Here is a 14,760-nt window from a genome sequence, read left to right as displayed (position 1 = left end):
CTAGCCTGCCGGGCGCATGTCGTCCACCAGGTGGCGGCGTTCCAGTGCAGAAAGAGTCATCGACACCATCTCGCCTACGCGCAGGTCGCGGCTCACCGTGGGCTCGAAGATCTGCACCTGGTACTGGCGCTCGATGTCCATGCACAGGGATACCGCGGTGAGGGAATCTACCCCCAGGTCGCGCAGGCTCGATTCTTGTGTGACCACGGCGACATCGGTGCCGATGCCGCGCGCGATCATGGTGGCGATTTCGACCCCGAGCGCTGCGCGATCCATCAGCTGGTGGTCTCGATCCGCTCGACACGGCGCAGGCCGCGGGGCAGCAGGCCGCCGCGGCCGGCACGGTTGCCGCCGTATTCGACCAGGTCCGCCCAGCGCAGGGTGAGCTTGCGGGCGCCGGCGTACAGGGTGACCTCGCCCTTCGATTCGGCGACCACGGCTACGCCTGCTACGCGCTCTTCGCCCGAGGAAAGCTTCGCCTTGGGAATTTCCACCAGCTTGTTGCCCTTGCCCTTGTCCAGTTCCGGCAGTTCGGCCACCGAGAACATCAACAGGTGCCCCTCGGTGGTGACCACCACGATGCGGTCGCGTGACGGATCGGCGCTGATCGCCGGCTGCAGCACGCGTGCACCGTCCGCCAGGCTGATGATCTGCTTGCCGGCCTTGTTGCGGCCGGTGAGGGCCTCGAAGCGGGTGACGAAGCCATAGCCGAAGTCGGTAGCCAGTACCAGGCGCGTGTCGTTGTCGCCGGCGACCACCGCGTCCATGCGAGCGCCCGCGGGCGGACTGAAGCGGCCGGTGAGGGGTTCGCCGTTGCCGCGCGCGGAAGGCAGCGTGTGGGCCGGTGTGGAATAGCTGCGACCGGTGGAGTCGATGAAGGCCACCTGTTGCGTGGTGCGCGCACGCACCGCGGCCAGGAGGCTGTCGCCTTCGCGGTAGGACAGGCCTTCGGCGTCGATGTCATGGCCCTTGGCAGCCCGTGCCCAGCCCTTGGCCGACAGCACCACGGTGACCGGCTCGGATACCACCAGGGCGCTTTCGTCCAACGCCTGCGCAGCGTTGCGCGACACCAGTGGCGAGCGCCGTTCGTCGCCGTGTTTTTCAGCGTCGTGGCGGAGTTCTTCCTTGATCAGGCCCTTCAGCTTCGCCGGCGACTTCAGCAGCACGTTGATGCGCGCGCGTTCTTCCTCGAGCTGGTCCGCCTCGGCGGTGATCTTCATTTCCTCGAGCCGGGCCAGCTGGCGCAGGCGGGTCTCCAGGATGTAGTCGGCTTGTTCTTCGGAAAGGCGGAAGCGGGCCATCAAGACCGGCTTGGGTTCTTCCTCGGTGCGGACGATGCGGATCACTTCGTCCAGGTTGAGATAGGCGATGCGCAGGCCTTCGAGCAGGTGCAGGCGGCGCTCTACCTTGGCCAGGCGATGGCTCAGGCGCTTGGTGACGGTATCGGTGCGGAAGCGCAGCCATTCGGTAAGGATCATCTTCAGATCCTTCACCTGCGGGCGCCCGTCCAGGCCGATCATGTTGAGGTTGACGCGGAAGCTCTTCTCAAGATCGGTGGTGGCGAAGAGGTGCGGCATCAATTCATCGGCGTCGATGCGCGAGGATCGCGGCACCAGCACCAGGCGGATCGGGTTCTCGTGGTCGGACTCGTCGCGCAGGTCTTCGATCATCGGCAGTTTCTTCGCGCGCATTTGCGCTGCGAGCTGCTCGAGGATCTTCGAGGGCGATACCTGGTGCGGCAGCGCCGTGATCACGATGTTGTTTTCCTCGCGGCGGTAGATCGCCCGCGCGCGGAGGGAGCCGGTGCCGGTCTGGTACATCGAGAGCAGTTCGGCGCGCGGGGTGATGATCTCGGCGGGCGTGGGGTAGTCCGGTGCCAGCACGTGTTCGCACAGGTCCGCTACCGTGGCGTCGGGATCATCCAGCAGGCGGATGCAGGCGCTGGCCACTTCCCGCAGGTTGTGCGGCGGGATGTCGGTGGCCATGCCTACCGCGATGCCCATGGAGCCATTGAGCAGCACATGCGGCACACGTGCCGGAAGCCAGGACGGCTCGTCCATGGTGCCGTCGAAATTGGGTACCCATTCCACCGTGCCCTGGCCAAGCTCCGACAGCAGTACCTCGGCGATCGGGGTGAGGCGGGATTCGGTGTAGCGCATCGCGGCAAAGCTTTTCGGATCGTCCGGCGACCCGAAGTTGCCCTGGCCGTCCACCAGCGGATAGCGGTAGGAGAACGGCTGGGCCATCAACACCATGGCCTCGTAGCAGGCGCTATCGCCGTGCGGATGGAACTTGCCGATCACGTCGCCGATGGTGCGGGCGGATTTCTTCGGCTTCGCCGTGGCGGCGAGGCCGAGCTCGCTCATGGCATAGATGATGCGGCGCTGGACAGGCTTGAGCCCATCGCCCAGGAAGGGAAGGGCGCGGTCCAGCACCACGTACATGGAGTAATCCAGGTACGCGCGCTCGGCATATTCACGCAGCGGGATCTGTTCGTAATTGGCTTGCAGGGTCATCGGGGGCATGGCAATCCGTGATGCTCAAGCCCCGAATGGTGCCATGGGTAAGTCTCAGGGGGTGAGCCCCAATGAGCCTGTACCCGCTAACGCCTTGATCAGGAAGCCTCGCCCTGCTTGGGCGGGGCGCCCCGGCCTTCCACGTGTCCACCGAAGCCCAGCCGCATGGCCGACAGCAGCCGCTCGGCGAAGGTGTGCTCCTGGCGCGAACGGAAGCGCGCGTACAGGGCGGAACTCAAGACCTCCGCGGGCACCGCTTCCTCGATGGCGGCGTTGATGGTCCAGCGGCCTTCGCCGGAGTCGTCGACGAAGCCTGAGAACCCATCCAGCTGCGGTGCCTTGGCCAGGGCGCTGGCGCACAGGTCCAGCAGCCACGAGGACACCACGCTGCCGCGGCGCCACACCTCGGAAATGTCCGCCACGTCCAGGTCGAAACGGTCGTCCTCGGCCAGCGTGGCCTGGTCGCGGTTGCGCAGGATGTCGAAGCCCTCGGCGTAGGCCTGCATCAGCCCGTATTCGATGCCGTTGTGGACCATCTTGACGAAGTGGCCGGAGCCCGCGGGACCGGTATGCATGTAGCCCTGTTCCACGCGGGCGTCGCGGCCCTCGCGGCCGGAGGTCCGGGGGATGTCGCCGTTACCCGGGGCAAGCGTTGCGAAGATCGGATCCAGGCGGTCTACCTGGGTTTTGTCGCCACCGATCATCATGCAATAGCCACGCTCCAGGCCCCAGACGCCACCGGAGGTGCCCACGTCGATGTAGTCGATGCCCTTGGCTTTCAGTGTCTTGGTGCGGCGAACGTCGTCGCGGTAGAAGGTGTTGCCGCCGTCGATCACGGTATCGCCTTCGGACAGCAAGCCACCCAGCTGGGCGATGGTCGTCTCGGTGATCTCGCCGGCAGGGAGCATCACCCACACCGCGCGCGGCCCCTTGAGCGTCTGCACCAGGGCTTCGACGGAATTGACCGCGGTGGCACCGTCCTTGGCCAAGGATTCGCGGGCCTGGGCGTTGACGTCATACACCACGCACTGGTGGCCGTCGCGAAGCAGGCGGCGCACGATGTTGCCGCCCATGCGGCCGAGGCCGATCAGTCCAAGTTCCATCGCGTTGATCCTTATGGTGGGGGCTTAGGAGAAGGCAAGGCTCCCAGCATAGCCGCCGAAGGGTCAAGCCGCCGTTTATGCCGGCTGGCCGAAATCCACCACCACGCGGGGCCGCCCCCAGTCGGTGGGCGTGGCAAGGTCCATATCCGGGCCCACGGGAACGATGCCGGTGGGGTTTATCTGGCGATGGCTCATGTAGTAATGCTTCTTGATGTGTTCGATGTCCACCGTCTGGGCGATGCCCGGTTGCTGGTACATCGCGCGGGTGTATTCCCACAGGCGCGGGTAATCCACCAGGCGCCGCACATTGCACTTGAAGTGCCCGTGGTAGACCAGGTCGAAACGCAGCAGCGTGGTGAACAGGCGCCAGTCGGCCTCGGTCTGTAGCTCGCCGCATAGCCAGGGCCGGTCGGCCAGGCGTTCCTCGAGCCAGTGGAGCGTGTCGAACAACGGGCCTATCGCAAGTTCGTACGCCTCTTGCGTGGTGGCGAAGCCCGCCTTGTACACGCCGTTGTTGAGCGTGTCGTAGACGCGCGCGTTCACCGCGTCGATGTCTTCGTGCAGGGGGCCGGGGTAGTAGTCGCCCAGCTTCGCGCCCACGCCATCGAAGGCACTGTTGAACATGCGGATGATGTCGGCCGATTCGTTGCTGACGATGGTGTCCCGCTCGCGGTCCCAGAGCACGGGCACGGTGGAACGGCCGGTGACGGTGGCATCGGCCCGCTGGTACAGCTGGTAAAGGAAGCGCGTGCCATGCAGCTTGTCGCCGGTGACGCCGGGCGCGGGTTCGAAGGTCCAGCCGTCTTCGCCCATCAGCCAGTGCACCACCGAGTAATCGATGATGTCCTCCAGGCCCTTGAGTGTCCGGAAGATCATCGCGCGGTGGGCCCAGGGACAGGCGCGGGCGATGTACAGGTGGTAGCGGCCAGGTTCCGCGCGGAAGCCGCCGTCGCCGGTCGGGCCGGGGCTGCCGTCGGCGGTCACCCAGTGGCGGAACCGGCTCTCCTCGCGGACGAACTGGCCCTGGCTTTTTCCGGGGGCCGGGGCCTGGCGGGTCCAGTGTCCTTCGTTCAGGTAACCCATGGCGGCGGCCTCATCATCTGATCCGCCGATGGTGTGGCCTTGGCGATGAATTTGGCATCTAGGCTTGACGGCCTATGACCGGACGCTAGCCCTTGTAGAAGGGGTAGGGCGCGAAGAAGATCACCCATAGCGCCAGCACGATGCCGGTGTATTTGATGGCTCGGAAGAGTTTCGGATTCTTCTTCTTGAAGCGTTTTGAGCGTGCGCGGCCGCGTGCGTTGAGCGCAAACATGCGGTTGACGAATCCGACCGACTCCTTTCCGTCGTCGGCATTGGGCGAGGCGGTGATCGAACCCATGAAGGCGCCCACGCGATGATTGATCGCGCTCATCAGCTTCGTGCGCAGCGGACGCTCGACGTCGGCGAACAGGATCACGCGCGTCTGGTCGGTACGGTTCTCCGCCCAGTGCACGTAGGTTTCATCGAAGACGATATCCTCGCCGTCGCGCCAGCTATGCATCTGGCCATCGACGAAGATGCGGCAATCGTCGGAGTTGGGGGTGATGAGGCCCAAGTGATAGCGAAGCGACCCTGCGAACGGATCGCGATGCGGGTTGAGCTTCGAGCCCGGAGGCAGCAGGGCGAACATCGCCGCCTTGACGTTGGGGATCGAATTGAGAAGCTTCACTGTGTTCGGGCACAGTGTCTCGGCCGAGGCCAGCGGCTCGCCATACCACTTCAGGTAAAAACGCTTCCAGCCCTGCTTGAAGAACGAATTGAAGCTGGCGTCGGCGTGTTTCTCCGCCGCCTTGATGAAACCCTCGTCGAAAAGGTGCATCGCTTCATCGCGAATCACCTGCCAGTTCTGCTGCAGCGGGTCGAGCTGCGGAAAGCCGCGGCGATCGAGGATCGGCCGCGCAGGCACTGCCGAGAACGCGTACATCAAAAGGTTGTACGGCGCGAAGATCGCCGAGTGGTCCACCAGCTGGCGGTCGAAGCGCAGCCGCGAACGCCCGCGCAGGTGCACCAGCAGCACGCACAGGGCGAAAGCCAGCAGCACGTACAGGATGATGAAACGGGGGCCTAGCAGATTCATCGGAGCGCTCGGGGGACCTGAAGGGGCGATAGGGAAGGTCAGGGCGACTGGGCCCCGGTTCAATCGGGGCTGCCGGTGTCCATGATAACGCTGCATGGGCCCTGATCGGCGCCAAAGGCCCCGCGGCCCGTTTGGGACCGCGGGGGCGTTACCCGGGAAAACCCTTCGATCCTTAGGGCTACAGCGCCTCGGAAGCGAAGTCGGCCAGGCGGGAGCGCTCGCCGCGCCGCAGGGTGATATGGCCCGAATGCGCCCACTGCTTGAAACGGTCCACCGCGTAGGTGAGGCCCGATGTCGTTTCGGTGAGGTAGGGCGTGTCGATCTGCTCCACATTGCCCAGGCAGACGATCTTGGTGCCGGGGCCAGCACGGGTGATCAATGTTTTCATCTGCTTGGGCGTGAGGTTCTGCGCCTCGTCGATGATCAGGTACCGAGACAGGAAGGTACGGCCGCGCATGAAGTTCAGCGAGCGGATCTTCACCCTGGAGGCGAGCAGGTCGTTGGTGGCCTGTCGGCCCCAGGAGCCGCCTTCCTCGGGGTTGGCCAACACTTCGAGATTGTCGGTAAGCGCGCCCATCCACGGCGTCATCTTTTCTTCCTCGGTGCCGGGCAGGAAGCCGATGTCCTCGCCCACCGATACCGTGGCGCGCGTCATGATGATCTCGCGGTAGCGCTGCTGGTCCATCACCTGGGCCAGGCCCGCGGCCAGGGCCAGGAGTGTTTTGCCGGTGCCGGCGGTTCCCAGCAGGGTGACGAAATCCACGTCCGGGTCCATCAGCATGTTCAGGGCGAAATTCTGTTCGCGGTTGCGCGCGGCGATGCCCCACACCGCGTGGTTGGCGTGGGAGTGGTCGTCCATCAGCACCAGCGTGGCGCGATCGCCGTTGAGTTCGAGTACGCGCAGTTCGACCGAGTTCTCGCCGGGAAGATACAGGCACTGGTTGGGATACCAGTCTTCGTCTTCGCGTTTGGTCAATTCATAGTACGTGCGGCCGCGCTCGGTCCAGGAACGCACCTCCGGGTGGCCATCCCAGAAATCCTCGCCGGTTTCCTCAGCGCCTGTGAACAACAGCGCGAAGTCGTCCAGCGCACGGTCGTTCTCGTAGTCTTCGGCGTGGATGCCGAAGATGGTGGCCTTGATGCGGAGGTTGATGTCCTTGGTGACCAGGATCACCAGCGCATCGGGGTTCTCATCGCGCAGGTCGATCACCGATGCCAGGATCTGGTTGTCGGCCTTGCCGTTGTTGGCAGTGGTGCGCTGCTGGAAATGCAGCCGTCCTACCGCCTGGCCACGTTTCAGGTTCAGCCCGCCGGGGCTTTGCAGCGGAATGCCGTCGGCGATGCCGTGGCCATTGCCTTGCTCGATCAGTTCGTTGAGGAAGCGACTGACCTGGCGCCCGTTTCGCGAAACTTCCGATGCACCTTTCTTTTTTTCGTCGAGTTCTTCAAGCACCGTCATCGGGATGAAGACGTCGTGTTCCTCGAAGCGGTAGAGGGAGGTCGGATCGTGGAGCAGCACATTGGTATCCAGGGCATAGATACGCTTAGCTACGGTCATGCGTGGGCGACCTCTTGCGTTGGGATGTGGTGCGGAGGGTTAGCGTGGCGGAATCCTTTCCAGCACGGCGTCGACGTGACCGGCAACCTTGATGTTGCGCCATTGATGCGCAAGCTTGCCGTCGGGATCGATAAGGAAGGTGGAGCGCACCACGCCCATGTGGCGCTTGCTGTACAGCACTTTTTCGGCGATCACGCCGAAGGCGTTGCACCAGGTTTCGTCGGTATCGGCGATAAGGGGAAATGGCAGTGACTGCTTGGAGGCGAAGTTCGCATGTGATTTCTCAGAATCACGTGACACGCCGATGACTTCGGCGTTGCGTTCGCTAAATTCGTCGTAGGCGTCGCGGAAGCCCTGGGCCTCGGTGGTGCAGCCGGGCGTGCTGTCCTTCGGGTAGAAGTAAACCACCACCCATTTGCCTTTTAGCGACGACAGGGAAAGCGACTGGCCGCTTCCCGTGTGACCCTTCAGTGCTCCGACTTTCTTGCCTACTTCTACCATGATGCTTGGATACCCCTAACGCGGGTTCTTGGCAAGAGGTTTTTCAGAACTTGACCGGGTCCATGATCGCATCGAGGTTGAGCCCGTCGCACAGCTCGAGGAAATCGTCGCGCAATGCGGCGATGTGCGTCTCGGAGGGAATGCCGATGGTGATCTGCGCCTGGAACATGTCCGCACCGGTTTGCATGGCCTGGTAGCGCATGGAGGTGAGCTGCTCGGTGCTGATGTCGCGCCGCGAAAAGAATTCCACGATCTTCACCAGGATCCCGGGGCGGTCGGCGGCGATCACTTCCACCAGGTAAGGCAACAGGTGCGCCGCAGGCTCGCGCGGTGTGGTGCGGTAGTGGATCAGCTGGACGTCTTCATCCCGGGCGAATTTGCCCAGGGCCGTCTCCAGCTTGGCCACCGCGTCCCATGCGCCGGAGGCCAGCAGCATCACCGAGGTGTCGCTGCCGATGGTGGAAACCCGGGCGTCGGCCAGGTTGCAGCCGGAATCGGCGATACGGCGGGTGAGGGCCAGCAGGGGCGCGCGCTGCGCGGGGGACAGGGTCTGGATCAGCAGGTGGTTGTCCGAAGGAGCTGCGCGCGGCGCGGAAGGATTCAAGATGAACTACCTGACTTAAAGGGGCCGTGCGAAGCGCGGCCTTGGCCTCCGGGCAGCTTACTTGCCCGCGCGAGGACCCCGCAAGTAACATGCAGGGTGTTCGTTTCTCCTTTCCCGTTGGGCTTGAAGTTGACCATTTCCGGAAGTATCTGCGCGCTGGTGACGCCTTTCACGGTGTCCGGCGAACTCGACCTTGAAGCTTTCGGCCGCCAGCTGGAGTACCAGCTCGAGGGCGGCACGCAAGGCGTGGTGGTGGCCGGTTCCACCGGTGAATCACATTTCCTCGAGCACGGGGAATGGGACCAGCTGCTGTCGTTCGCGGTCGACCGCATTGCCGGCCGAGTGCCGGTGATCGCCGGTACCGGCGAGGCTGGTACGGCGAAAACCATCGCCCTGACCCGACGCGCCAAGTCGTTGGGCGCCGACTTGGCCCTGGTGGTGGCGCCGTTCTACGTGCGCCCCACCCAGGAAGGCCTGCGCCGCCATTTCACCGAAGTGGCCGACCAGGGCGGCCTGCCGGTGCTGCTCTACAACGTGCCCTCCCGCACCGGGTGCGACATCGAGCCTGCTACCGCTGCGATCCTGCGCGACCATCCGGCCATCATCGGCATCAAGGAGGCCCGGGGCGATGCCGCACGTATTTCGGCCATTGCGGAACTTGTGCGCGCGGATTTCGTCTATCTGTCCGGCGACGACGGTACGGGCCACCAGGCGATGCTGTCGGGCGCTGCCGGGGTGATCTCGGTCGCTGCCAACCTGGTGCCGCGGGCCTTCAGGGCGTTCTGCGACGCCTCGCGGGCGGGCGACACCGGGGCCTACGGCGGTTCGCTGGCAAGGCTCGTCGAGGCCCTTAATTGCGCGCCCAACCCCATCGCGGTCAAGGCGGGGCTGGCGGAGCTGGGGCTGGGCCTGGACATCCCGCGGCTGCCGCTGGTGGCGCTGGCGGAGGGTCCTGACCGGGCCCGTTTGCGCGAAATGCTCGGCTCTCTGGCACCATTGGCGACTGCGGCCTGATTCAACGCAGGCGTTTTTCCCCTTACGGAACCTCTTCATGAAGAAAAATTCGCTCCTCCTGGCCGTGCCCGCCGTGGCCATGTCCGCCGTCCTCCTGACCGGCTGCGGCATGTTCCGCTCGCACAAGGCCTGGGACAAGGCGCAGCAGGAGAGCCCGCTGGAGATTCCGCCGGGCCTTGATACGCCCTCGACCAGCGCTGCCCTGGTGATCCCGGAACCGGGTGCGGGCCAGGCCAACCGGCCGCGTGAAACCACCGACAGCTTCGTCATGCCGGGCACCGTGGATGACGTCTACAAGCGCGTGGGCGAGTCGTTCAATGCTGGCGATCTGGGTCAGGTCACCGCGCACGACGACAACGCCCACACCTACGAACTGGCCGTGTCGCAGCAGACCATCGATGCGAAGAAGCCGGGCATGTTCAAGCGCATGTTCAACGGCAAGTCGAAGGAATCCACCGATGCGTCCTCGCCCGATGCCCGCAAGCTCACCGTCTCGGTGGTGGCCAGCGGCACGGGTAGCCAGGTCAGTGCCCAGGGTGACGGCGCCGCCGTGACGAAGGTGATCGAGTCGCTGCGCGGCCGCCTGACCAAGTAAGTCCAACGGGTTGCCGACAATAAAAACCCCGCATCGAGCGGGGTTTTTTTATTTTTCCAGCAGGTCGATCTTGTCCGGCTTGCCTTCCCATTCCTTGGCATCGGGCAGGCCATCCTTGCGCTCGGTGATCACCGGCCAGGATTTGGCGAGCTCAGCGTTGAGCGCGACGAAGCCTTCCTGGCCGCCGGGGACGTCGTCCTCGGGGTAGATGGCATTGATCGGGCATTCGGGTTCGCACAAGGTGCAATCGATGCACTCGTCAGGATTGATGACGAGGAAGTTCGGGCCTTCATGGAAGGCATCGACTGGACAGACTTCGACGCAATCGGTGTACTTGCACTTGATGCAGTTGTCGGTGACGACAAAGGTCATGCGGACGCCAAGCAAGCGGTAAGTGGTGCTCCCTACGAGACTCGAACTCGTGTTCCCGCCTTGAGAGGGCGGTGTCCTGGGCCACTAGACGAAGGGAGCGGGGTACGACGAAGCGCGGTAGTATAACGGAAATCATCCGCCCGGCAATGGCGTCACAAGCCGACCATCGTAAGCGGCGGCAAGTTTGGTTACATTAAGAAAATGTCGGGCGCGGGGCGTCCGCAAGGACCACCAACGCTTGAACTCCGACCCAAGGAACGACGCCGCCACCGCGCCACGGATCATCCCGCGCGAGCAGCACTCCATCTCGCGCAAGAACATCTCCAAGGCCGCGCTGCGGGTGCTCTACCGCCTCCATGAATCCGGTTACTCCGCGTTCCTGGTGGGCGGAGCGGTGCGCGACCTGCTGCTAGGCGGTCACCCGAAAGACTTCGACGTGGCCACCAACGCCACGCCTGACGAAGTCAAGAAGCTCTTCCGCAACTGCCGCCTGATCGGCCGGCGCTTCCGCCTGGCCCACGTGGTATTCGGCCCGGAGATCATCGAGGTGGCGACCTTCCGCGGCCTGGGCGAGGAAGGTGCCGAGGGTGGCGACCGCCATATCGTCGATGGCCGCATCGTGCGCGACAACATCTGGGGCAGCATCGAGGAAGACGCCGTCCGCCGCGACTTCCGGGTCAATGCGCTCTACTACGACATCGCCGATTTTTCCGTACGCGACTACGTCGGCGGCATGCAGGATCTGGCCGATCGCAGCATGCGCCTGATCGGCGATCCGGAACTGCGCTACCGCGAGGATCCGGTGCGTATGCTCCGAGCAGCCCGGCTGGCGGCGAAACTCAATTTCCGGATCGACCCGGCTGCGGCCGCGCCCTTTGAAAACCTGGGCTACCTGCTGGCCGAGGCTCCATCGGCACGCCTGTACGACGAATCGCTGAAAATGTTCCTGTCCGGCCATGGGCTGAAGAGCTTCCGCATGCTCGAGGCTTGCGGCCTGCTGAAGTTCCTGTTCCCGGCTACTGCGCGCGCGCTCCAGCGTGGCGACCAGGCGCTTCGTTCGTTGGTGGAGCAGGGCCTGGCCAACACCGATGCCCGCGTCAAGGAAGATAAATCGGTCACCCCGGCCTTCCTGTTCGCCGTGCTGCTGTGGGGCGAGGTGCGCGATCAGGCCTTGGGCTGGATCGCCCGCGGCATCGAACCTACCGAGGCCTGGCAGCGGGCCGCGGTGCGAGTGGTGGGCGAGCAGTGCCAGCGCGTGGCGATCCCGCGCCGTTTCACCCTCACCATGGAAGAGATCTGGGCCCTGCAACCGCGCTTCGAGCAGGTGCAGCGCAAGCGCGTGTTCCGCCTGATGGCCCACCCGCGTTTTCGCGCGGCGTTCGATTTCCTCCTGCTCAGGGCCCCGGAGTCGGCCGCCATGGCGCAGTTGGGTGCATGGTGGCAGCACGCCCAGGCCTTGCCGCAAGAGATGCTGGCCACGGCCCTGGGAGGCGGTCCGTTGCCACCCTCGCCCGACGACAAGCCGTTGACGCCCGAGCGTCCGCCCGTGCGCCGCCGCCGGCGTGTGCGTCGACCCAAGGGCGGCAAGGCCGAATCCTGACCATGTCGGTGTCCGTGCTTGCCCACGTCGGGTTGGGCAGCAACCTGGGCGATTCCCGCGCCACCGTCGCCCAGGCCGTCCAGGCCCTGGGCGGCTTGCCCGGTTGCGAACTACTGGCCCGCTCGGCCGACTACCAGAGCCCGCCCTGGGGGCCGGTGCCCCAACCCGATTACATCAATGCCGCGGTGCGCCTGCGCACCCGGCTTACCGCCCCGGACCTGCTCAAGGCCCTGCTTGCCACCGAACGCGCCTTCGGCCGGATGCGTCCGGGCGAGCGCTGGGGTCCGCGCACGCTGGATCTGGACCTGCTGCTCCATGGCGACACGGTGTGCGATACGGAGCATCTGCAGATTCCGCACCCGCGCATGGGAAGCCGGGCCTTCGTGCTGCTGCCGCTGGCCGATATCGACCCTTTTCTTGTGATCCCGGGGCAGGGGACCGTGGCGTCCCTGCTGGCCCGGGTGGACGCTACAGGCTGCCGGCGCCTGGACTGATCGAAGTCCGTCCTTGAGCTTTGCTGCGTTGCGGCAGGATAATCGAAGTTTCAACTTCATGACGGAGCGCCACGTGTACGCGCAAGATCCGAATGCTCCCGAGCGCAAGGCCGTGACGGTACCCGCCTTGCGGGCCATGAAGCAGGCGAAAACACGCATCACCATGCTGACCGCCTACGACGCGAGCTTTGCCGCGAAGCTGGAGGCCGCCGGGATCGACGTCGCCCTGGTGGGCGATTCGTTGGGCATGGTGGTGCAGGGGCACGGCAGCACGCTGCCGGTGACGGTCGAGCACATGGTCTACCACACCGCCGCGGTGTCCCGGGGACTGAAATCCACCCTGCTGGTGGCGGACCTCCCGTTCATGAGCGATCGCGACGTGGCCACGGCGATGGCCACGGCCACCCGCCTGGTGGCCGAGGGCGGCGCGGCGATGGTGAAGATCGAAGGCGCCGGGCATATCTGCGAGGTGATCAGCGCCCTGGCCGACCGGGCCATCCCGGTGTGCGCCCACCTGGGCCTGACCCCGCAATCGGTCCACAAGTTCGGTGGCTACCGGGTGCAGGGCAAGGGTGAAGAAGCCGCGGCGCGCCTCCTGGCCGATGCCCACGCCGTGCAGAAGGCCGGCGCCGACATGCTGGTCCTGGAATGCGTGCCTTCGGCGCTGGCCGCCGGCATCACCGCGGAGCTTGAGATTCCCGTGATCGGCATAGGCGCGGGTGCCGACTGCGACGGCCAGGTGCTGGTGGTCTACGACATGCTCGGCCTTACGGCCGGTAAGCGCCCCCGGTTCAGCAAGGATTTCCTCGCCGGGCGTGACAGTGTCGCAGCGGCGATCGAGGCCTACATCAAGGATGTGCGCAGTGGCGCCTTCCCTGCTCCCGAACACAGCTTCTAGAAGAATCCTATGCAAACCGTGCAAGACGCCGTCGCCCTGCGAGCCATGGTCCGCGGCTGGCGCCAGGCAGGCCAGACCATCGGCTTCGTGCCCACCTTAGGCAACCTGCACGCGGGCCATCACTCGCTGCTGAAGCTGGCCCGTGCCCGTACCGACCGCGTGGTGGCGAGCATTTTCGTCAACCCCACCCAGTTCGCCCCGGGTGAGGATTTCGAGCGCTACCCACGCACCATGGCGCAGGACCAGGCGGGCCTGGCCGAGCTCGATATCGACCTGCTGTTCGCACCGGAGGTGTCCACGATTTACCCGTTCGGCCCCGAAAACAGCGTCAGCATCCATGTGCCGGGCGTGAGCGAAACCCTGGAAGGCGCCCACCGGCCCGGCCATTTCGACGGCGTGGCCACCGTGGTGAACAAGCTTTTCAGCCTGGTCCAGCCCGACATCGCAATGTTCGGCCAGAAGGATTTCCAGCAGCTGAAGGTGATCGAGCGGATGGTGCGCGACCTGGCCCTGCCGGTGAAGGTGATGGCAGGTCCGACCCTCCGCGATGCCGATGGCCTGGCGCTGAGTTCGCGCAACCAGTACCTCACACCCGCCGAGCGCACCCGCGCGCCCCAGCTCGCTGCGGCGTTGAAGCAGATGAAGGCGCTGTTCGGGCAGGGCCATGCCCGCCTGGCCATCGAGCAGGCCGCGGCCGCCCGCCTGCAACGGGCGGGTTTCGTACCCGACTACATCGTGATCCGCCGGGAAGAAGACCTCGCCGAGCCGGCCGACGACGAGCGGACGGGCCTGGTGGCGCTGGCCGCCGCCCGGCTGGGTGCCACCCGCCTGATCGACAACCTGTCGTTCGACTGATATCCCCTTGATCGGCAAGGCCCCAGCCCCATCTTCTGGCCCGAAAGGCGCTGCTTAACCTTTCGCCAGCGCGTGCCGATACACTGCGCAACTTTTAACGCCTACCCGCACACCCGGACTTTCCCATGCACCTGAACATGCTCAAGGCCAAGATCCACCGCGCGACGGTGACCCACGCCGAGCTCCACTATGAAGGTTCGATCGCCATCGACGGCAACCTGCTGGACGCGTCGGGCATCCGCGAGTACGAGCAGATCCACTGCTGGAACATCAACAACGGCAAGCGCTTCACCACCTACGCGCTGCGGGCCCAGGAAGGCTCCGGGATCATCTCGGTGAACGGTAGCGCGGCACATCGCGCCGCGCCCGGCGACCTGGTGATCATCGCTGCCTTCGTGGGCCTCTCCGAGGCCGAGCTTGCCGCGTTCAAGCCGACCATGGTGTACGTCGACCGCGACAACCGCATCACGCACACCAATCACTCGATCCCCAAGCAGGCCGCTTAAGCCACGCTTTCGTCAACTTCGCTGC

At 65.1% G+C, this 14,760-nt stretch carries 16 protein-coding genes and 1 tRNA gene; 7 read left to right on the top strand and 10 right to left on the bottom strand.

The genetic code is table 11. The features are described from left to right. The 8 genes from NDK18_RS04260 to NDK18_RS04225 form a co-directional block, all read right to left on the bottom strand. Entirely contained in the window at positions 1-276 is a 276-nt protein-coding gene (locus NDK18_RS04260) for an acyl carrier protein (protein ID WP_250625553.1), read from the bottom strand. Beyond that, a complete protein-coding gene (parC, locus tag NDK18_RS04255) occupies positions 276-2,516 on the bottom strand; it encodes a DNA topoisomerase IV subunit A (RefSeq protein WP_250627652.1) in 2,241 nt (746 codons plus the stop codon). The genes NDK18_RS04260 and parC overlap by 1 nt, the downstream gene beginning before the upstream one ends. Before the next feature lie 98 nt (positions 2,517-2,614). Next, entirely contained in the window at positions 2,615-3,619 is a 1,005-nt protein-coding gene (gnd, locus tag NDK18_RS04250; protein ID WP_250625554.1) for a phosphogluconate dehydrogenase (NAD(+)-dependent, decarboxylating), read from the bottom strand. Between the two features lie 75 nt (positions 3,620-3,694). Beyond that, positions 3,695-4,702: a glutathione S-transferase family protein gene (locus tag NDK18_RS04245; protein ID WP_250625555.1), complete on the bottom strand. Its 1,008-nt coding sequence runs from the start codon at positions 4,700-4,702 to the stop codon at positions 3,695-3,697. Between the two features lie 85 nt (positions 4,703-4,787). Continuing rightward, positions 4,788-5,714 (bottom strand): aspartyl/asparaginyl beta-hydroxylase domain-containing protein, encoded by a 927-nt coding sequence (locus NDK18_RS04240; RefSeq protein WP_343219710.1) that lies wholly within the window; start codon positions 5,712-5,714, stop codon positions 4,788-4,790. Between the two features lie 202 nt (positions 5,715-5,916). Further along, positions 5,917-7,296 carry a PhoH family protein gene (locus tag NDK18_RS04235; RefSeq protein ID WP_250625557.1) on the bottom strand — a complete coding sequence of 460 codons (1,380 nt, stop codon included), beginning with the start codon at positions 7,294-7,296 and terminating at the stop codon, positions 5,917-5,919. A gap of 39 nt (positions 7,297-7,335) precedes the next feature. Beyond that, the gene (locus NDK18_RS04230; protein WP_250627169.1) at positions 7,336-7,797 is read right to left on the bottom strand and encodes a peroxiredoxin; all 462 of its coding nucleotides are present in this window, start codon (positions 7,795-7,797) and stop codon (positions 7,336-7,338) included. A gap of 43 nt (positions 7,798-7,840) precedes the next feature. Further along, positions 7,841-8,404: a glycine cleavage system transcriptional repressor gene (locus NDK18_RS04225; RefSeq protein WP_250627651.1), complete on the bottom strand. Its 564-nt coding sequence runs from the start codon at positions 8,402-8,404 to the stop codon at positions 7,841-7,843. A 126-nt stretch (positions 8,405-8,530) separates the two neighbouring features. Between NDK18_RS04225 and dapA the strand changes: the two genes are divergently transcribed. Both dapA and NDK18_RS04215 read left to right on the top strand, forming a co-directional pair. After that, on the top strand, positions 8,531-9,415 hold the full coding sequence (dapA, locus tag NDK18_RS04220; protein WP_250625911.1) for a 4-hydroxy-tetrahydrodipicolinate synthase: 885 nt from the start codon (positions 8,531-8,533) through the stop codon (positions 9,413-9,415). Positions 9,416-9,452: 37 nt separating this feature from the next. Further along, positions 9,453-10,010 carry a hypothetical protein gene (locus NDK18_RS04215; RefSeq protein ID WP_250625560.1) on the top strand — a complete coding sequence of 186 codons (558 nt, stop codon included), beginning with the start codon at positions 9,453-9,455 and terminating at the stop codon, positions 10,008-10,010. Between the two features lie 48 nt (positions 10,011-10,058). Here the strand turns inward: NDK18_RS04215 and fdxA are convergent, their stop codons facing one another. Beyond that, complete coding sequence (gene fdxA, locus NDK18_RS04210; RefSeq protein ID WP_250625561.1) at positions 10,059-10,382, bottom strand: ferredoxin FdxA; 324 nt, start codon at positions 10,380-10,382, stop codon at positions 10,059-10,061. Between the two features lie 23 nt (positions 10,383-10,405). After that, a tRNA-Glu gene (locus NDK18_RS04205) sits at positions 10,406-10,481 on the bottom strand. A 139-nt stretch (positions 10,482-10,620) separates the two neighbouring features. Between NDK18_RS04205 and pcnB the strand changes: the two genes are divergently transcribed. The 5 genes from pcnB (at position 10,621) to panD (ending at position 14,735) form a co-directional block, all read left to right on the top strand. Beyond that, a complete protein-coding gene (gene pcnB / locus NDK18_RS04200) occupies positions 10,621-11,982 on the top strand; it encodes a polynucleotide adenylyltransferase PcnB (RefSeq protein WP_250627168.1) in 1,362 nt (453 codons plus the stop codon). A 2-nt stretch (positions 11,983-11,984) separates the two neighbouring features. Beyond that, positions 11,985-12,476, top strand: a complete 492-nt coding sequence (gene folK / locus NDK18_RS04195) for a 2-amino-4-hydroxy-6-hydroxymethyldihydropteridine diphosphokinase (RefSeq protein WP_250625563.1) — start codon at positions 11,985-11,987, stop codon at positions 12,474-12,476. 58 nt (positions 12,477-12,534) lie between these two features. Further along, positions 12,535-13,374, top strand: coding sequence for a 3-methyl-2-oxobutanoate hydroxymethyltransferase (gene panB, locus NDK18_RS04190; protein WP_250627167.1), 840 nt, complete (start codon positions 12,535-12,537; stop codon positions 13,372-13,374). A 9-nt stretch (positions 13,375-13,383) separates the two neighbouring features. Further along, positions 13,384-14,229 carry a pantoate--beta-alanine ligase gene (panC, locus tag NDK18_RS04185; RefSeq protein WP_250625565.1) on the top strand — a complete coding sequence of 282 codons (846 nt, stop codon included), beginning with the start codon at positions 13,384-13,386 and terminating at the stop codon, positions 14,227-14,229. Positions 14,230-14,354: 125 nt separating this feature from the next. Then, on the top strand, positions 14,355-14,735 hold the full coding sequence (gene panD / locus NDK18_RS04180; protein ID WP_250625566.1) for an aspartate 1-decarboxylase: 381 nt from the start codon (positions 14,355-14,357) through the stop codon (positions 14,733-14,735). The last annotated feature ends 25 nt before the right edge of the window (positions 14,736-14,760 follow it).

Source organism: Pinirhizobacter soli (assembly GCF_015905305.1).
GTDB lineage: Bacteria > Pseudomonadota > Gammaproteobacteria > Xanthomonadales > Rhodanobacteraceae > Pinirhizobacter > Pinirhizobacter soli.
This window is presented reverse-complemented; position numbering and strand designations above follow the sequence as displayed.

Coding starts and splice junctions, on each gene's coding strand:
- fdxA (WP_250625561.1), bottom strand. CDS start 10,382: ATGACCTTTGTCGTCACCGACAACTGCATCAAGTGCAAGTACACCGAT.
- parC (WP_250627652.1), bottom strand. CDS start 2,516: ATGACCCTGCAAGCCAATTACGAACAGATCCCGCTGCGTGAATATGCC.
- panB (WP_250627167.1), top strand. CDS start 12,535: ATGACGGAGCGCCACGTGTACGCGCAAGATCCGAATGCTCCCGAGCGC.
- NDK18_RS04235 (WP_250625557.1), bottom strand. CDS start 7,296: ATGACCGTAGCTAAGCGTATCTATGCCCTGGATACCAATGTGCTGCTC.
- panC (WP_250625565.1), top strand. CDS start 13,384: ATGCAAACCGTGCAAGACGCCGTCGCCCTGCGAGCCATGGTCCGCGGC.
- folK (WP_250625563.1), top strand. CDS start 11,985: ATGTCGGTGTCCGTGCTTGCCCACGTCGGGTTGGGCAGCAACCTGGGC.
- gnd (WP_250625554.1), bottom strand. CDS start 3,619: ATGGAACTTGGACTGATCGGCCTCGGCCGCATGGGCGGCAACATCGTG.
- NDK18_RS04245 (WP_250625555.1), bottom strand. CDS start 4,702: ATGGGTTACCTGAACGAAGGACACTGGACCCGCCAGGCCCCGGCCCCC.
- NDK18_RS04260 (WP_250625553.1), bottom strand. CDS start 276: ATGGATCGCGCAGCGCTCGGGGTCGAAATCGCCACCATGATCGCGCGC.
- NDK18_RS04230 (WP_250627169.1), bottom strand. CDS start 7,797: ATGGTAGAAGTAGGCAAGAAAGTCGGAGCACTGAAGGGTCACACGGGA.
- panD (WP_250625566.1), top strand. CDS start 14,355: ATGCACCTGAACATGCTCAAGGCCAAGATCCACCGCGCGACGGTGACC.
- NDK18_RS04215 (WP_250625560.1), top strand. CDS start 9,453: ATGAAGAAAAATTCGCTCCTCCTGGCCGTGCCCGCCGTGGCCATGTCC.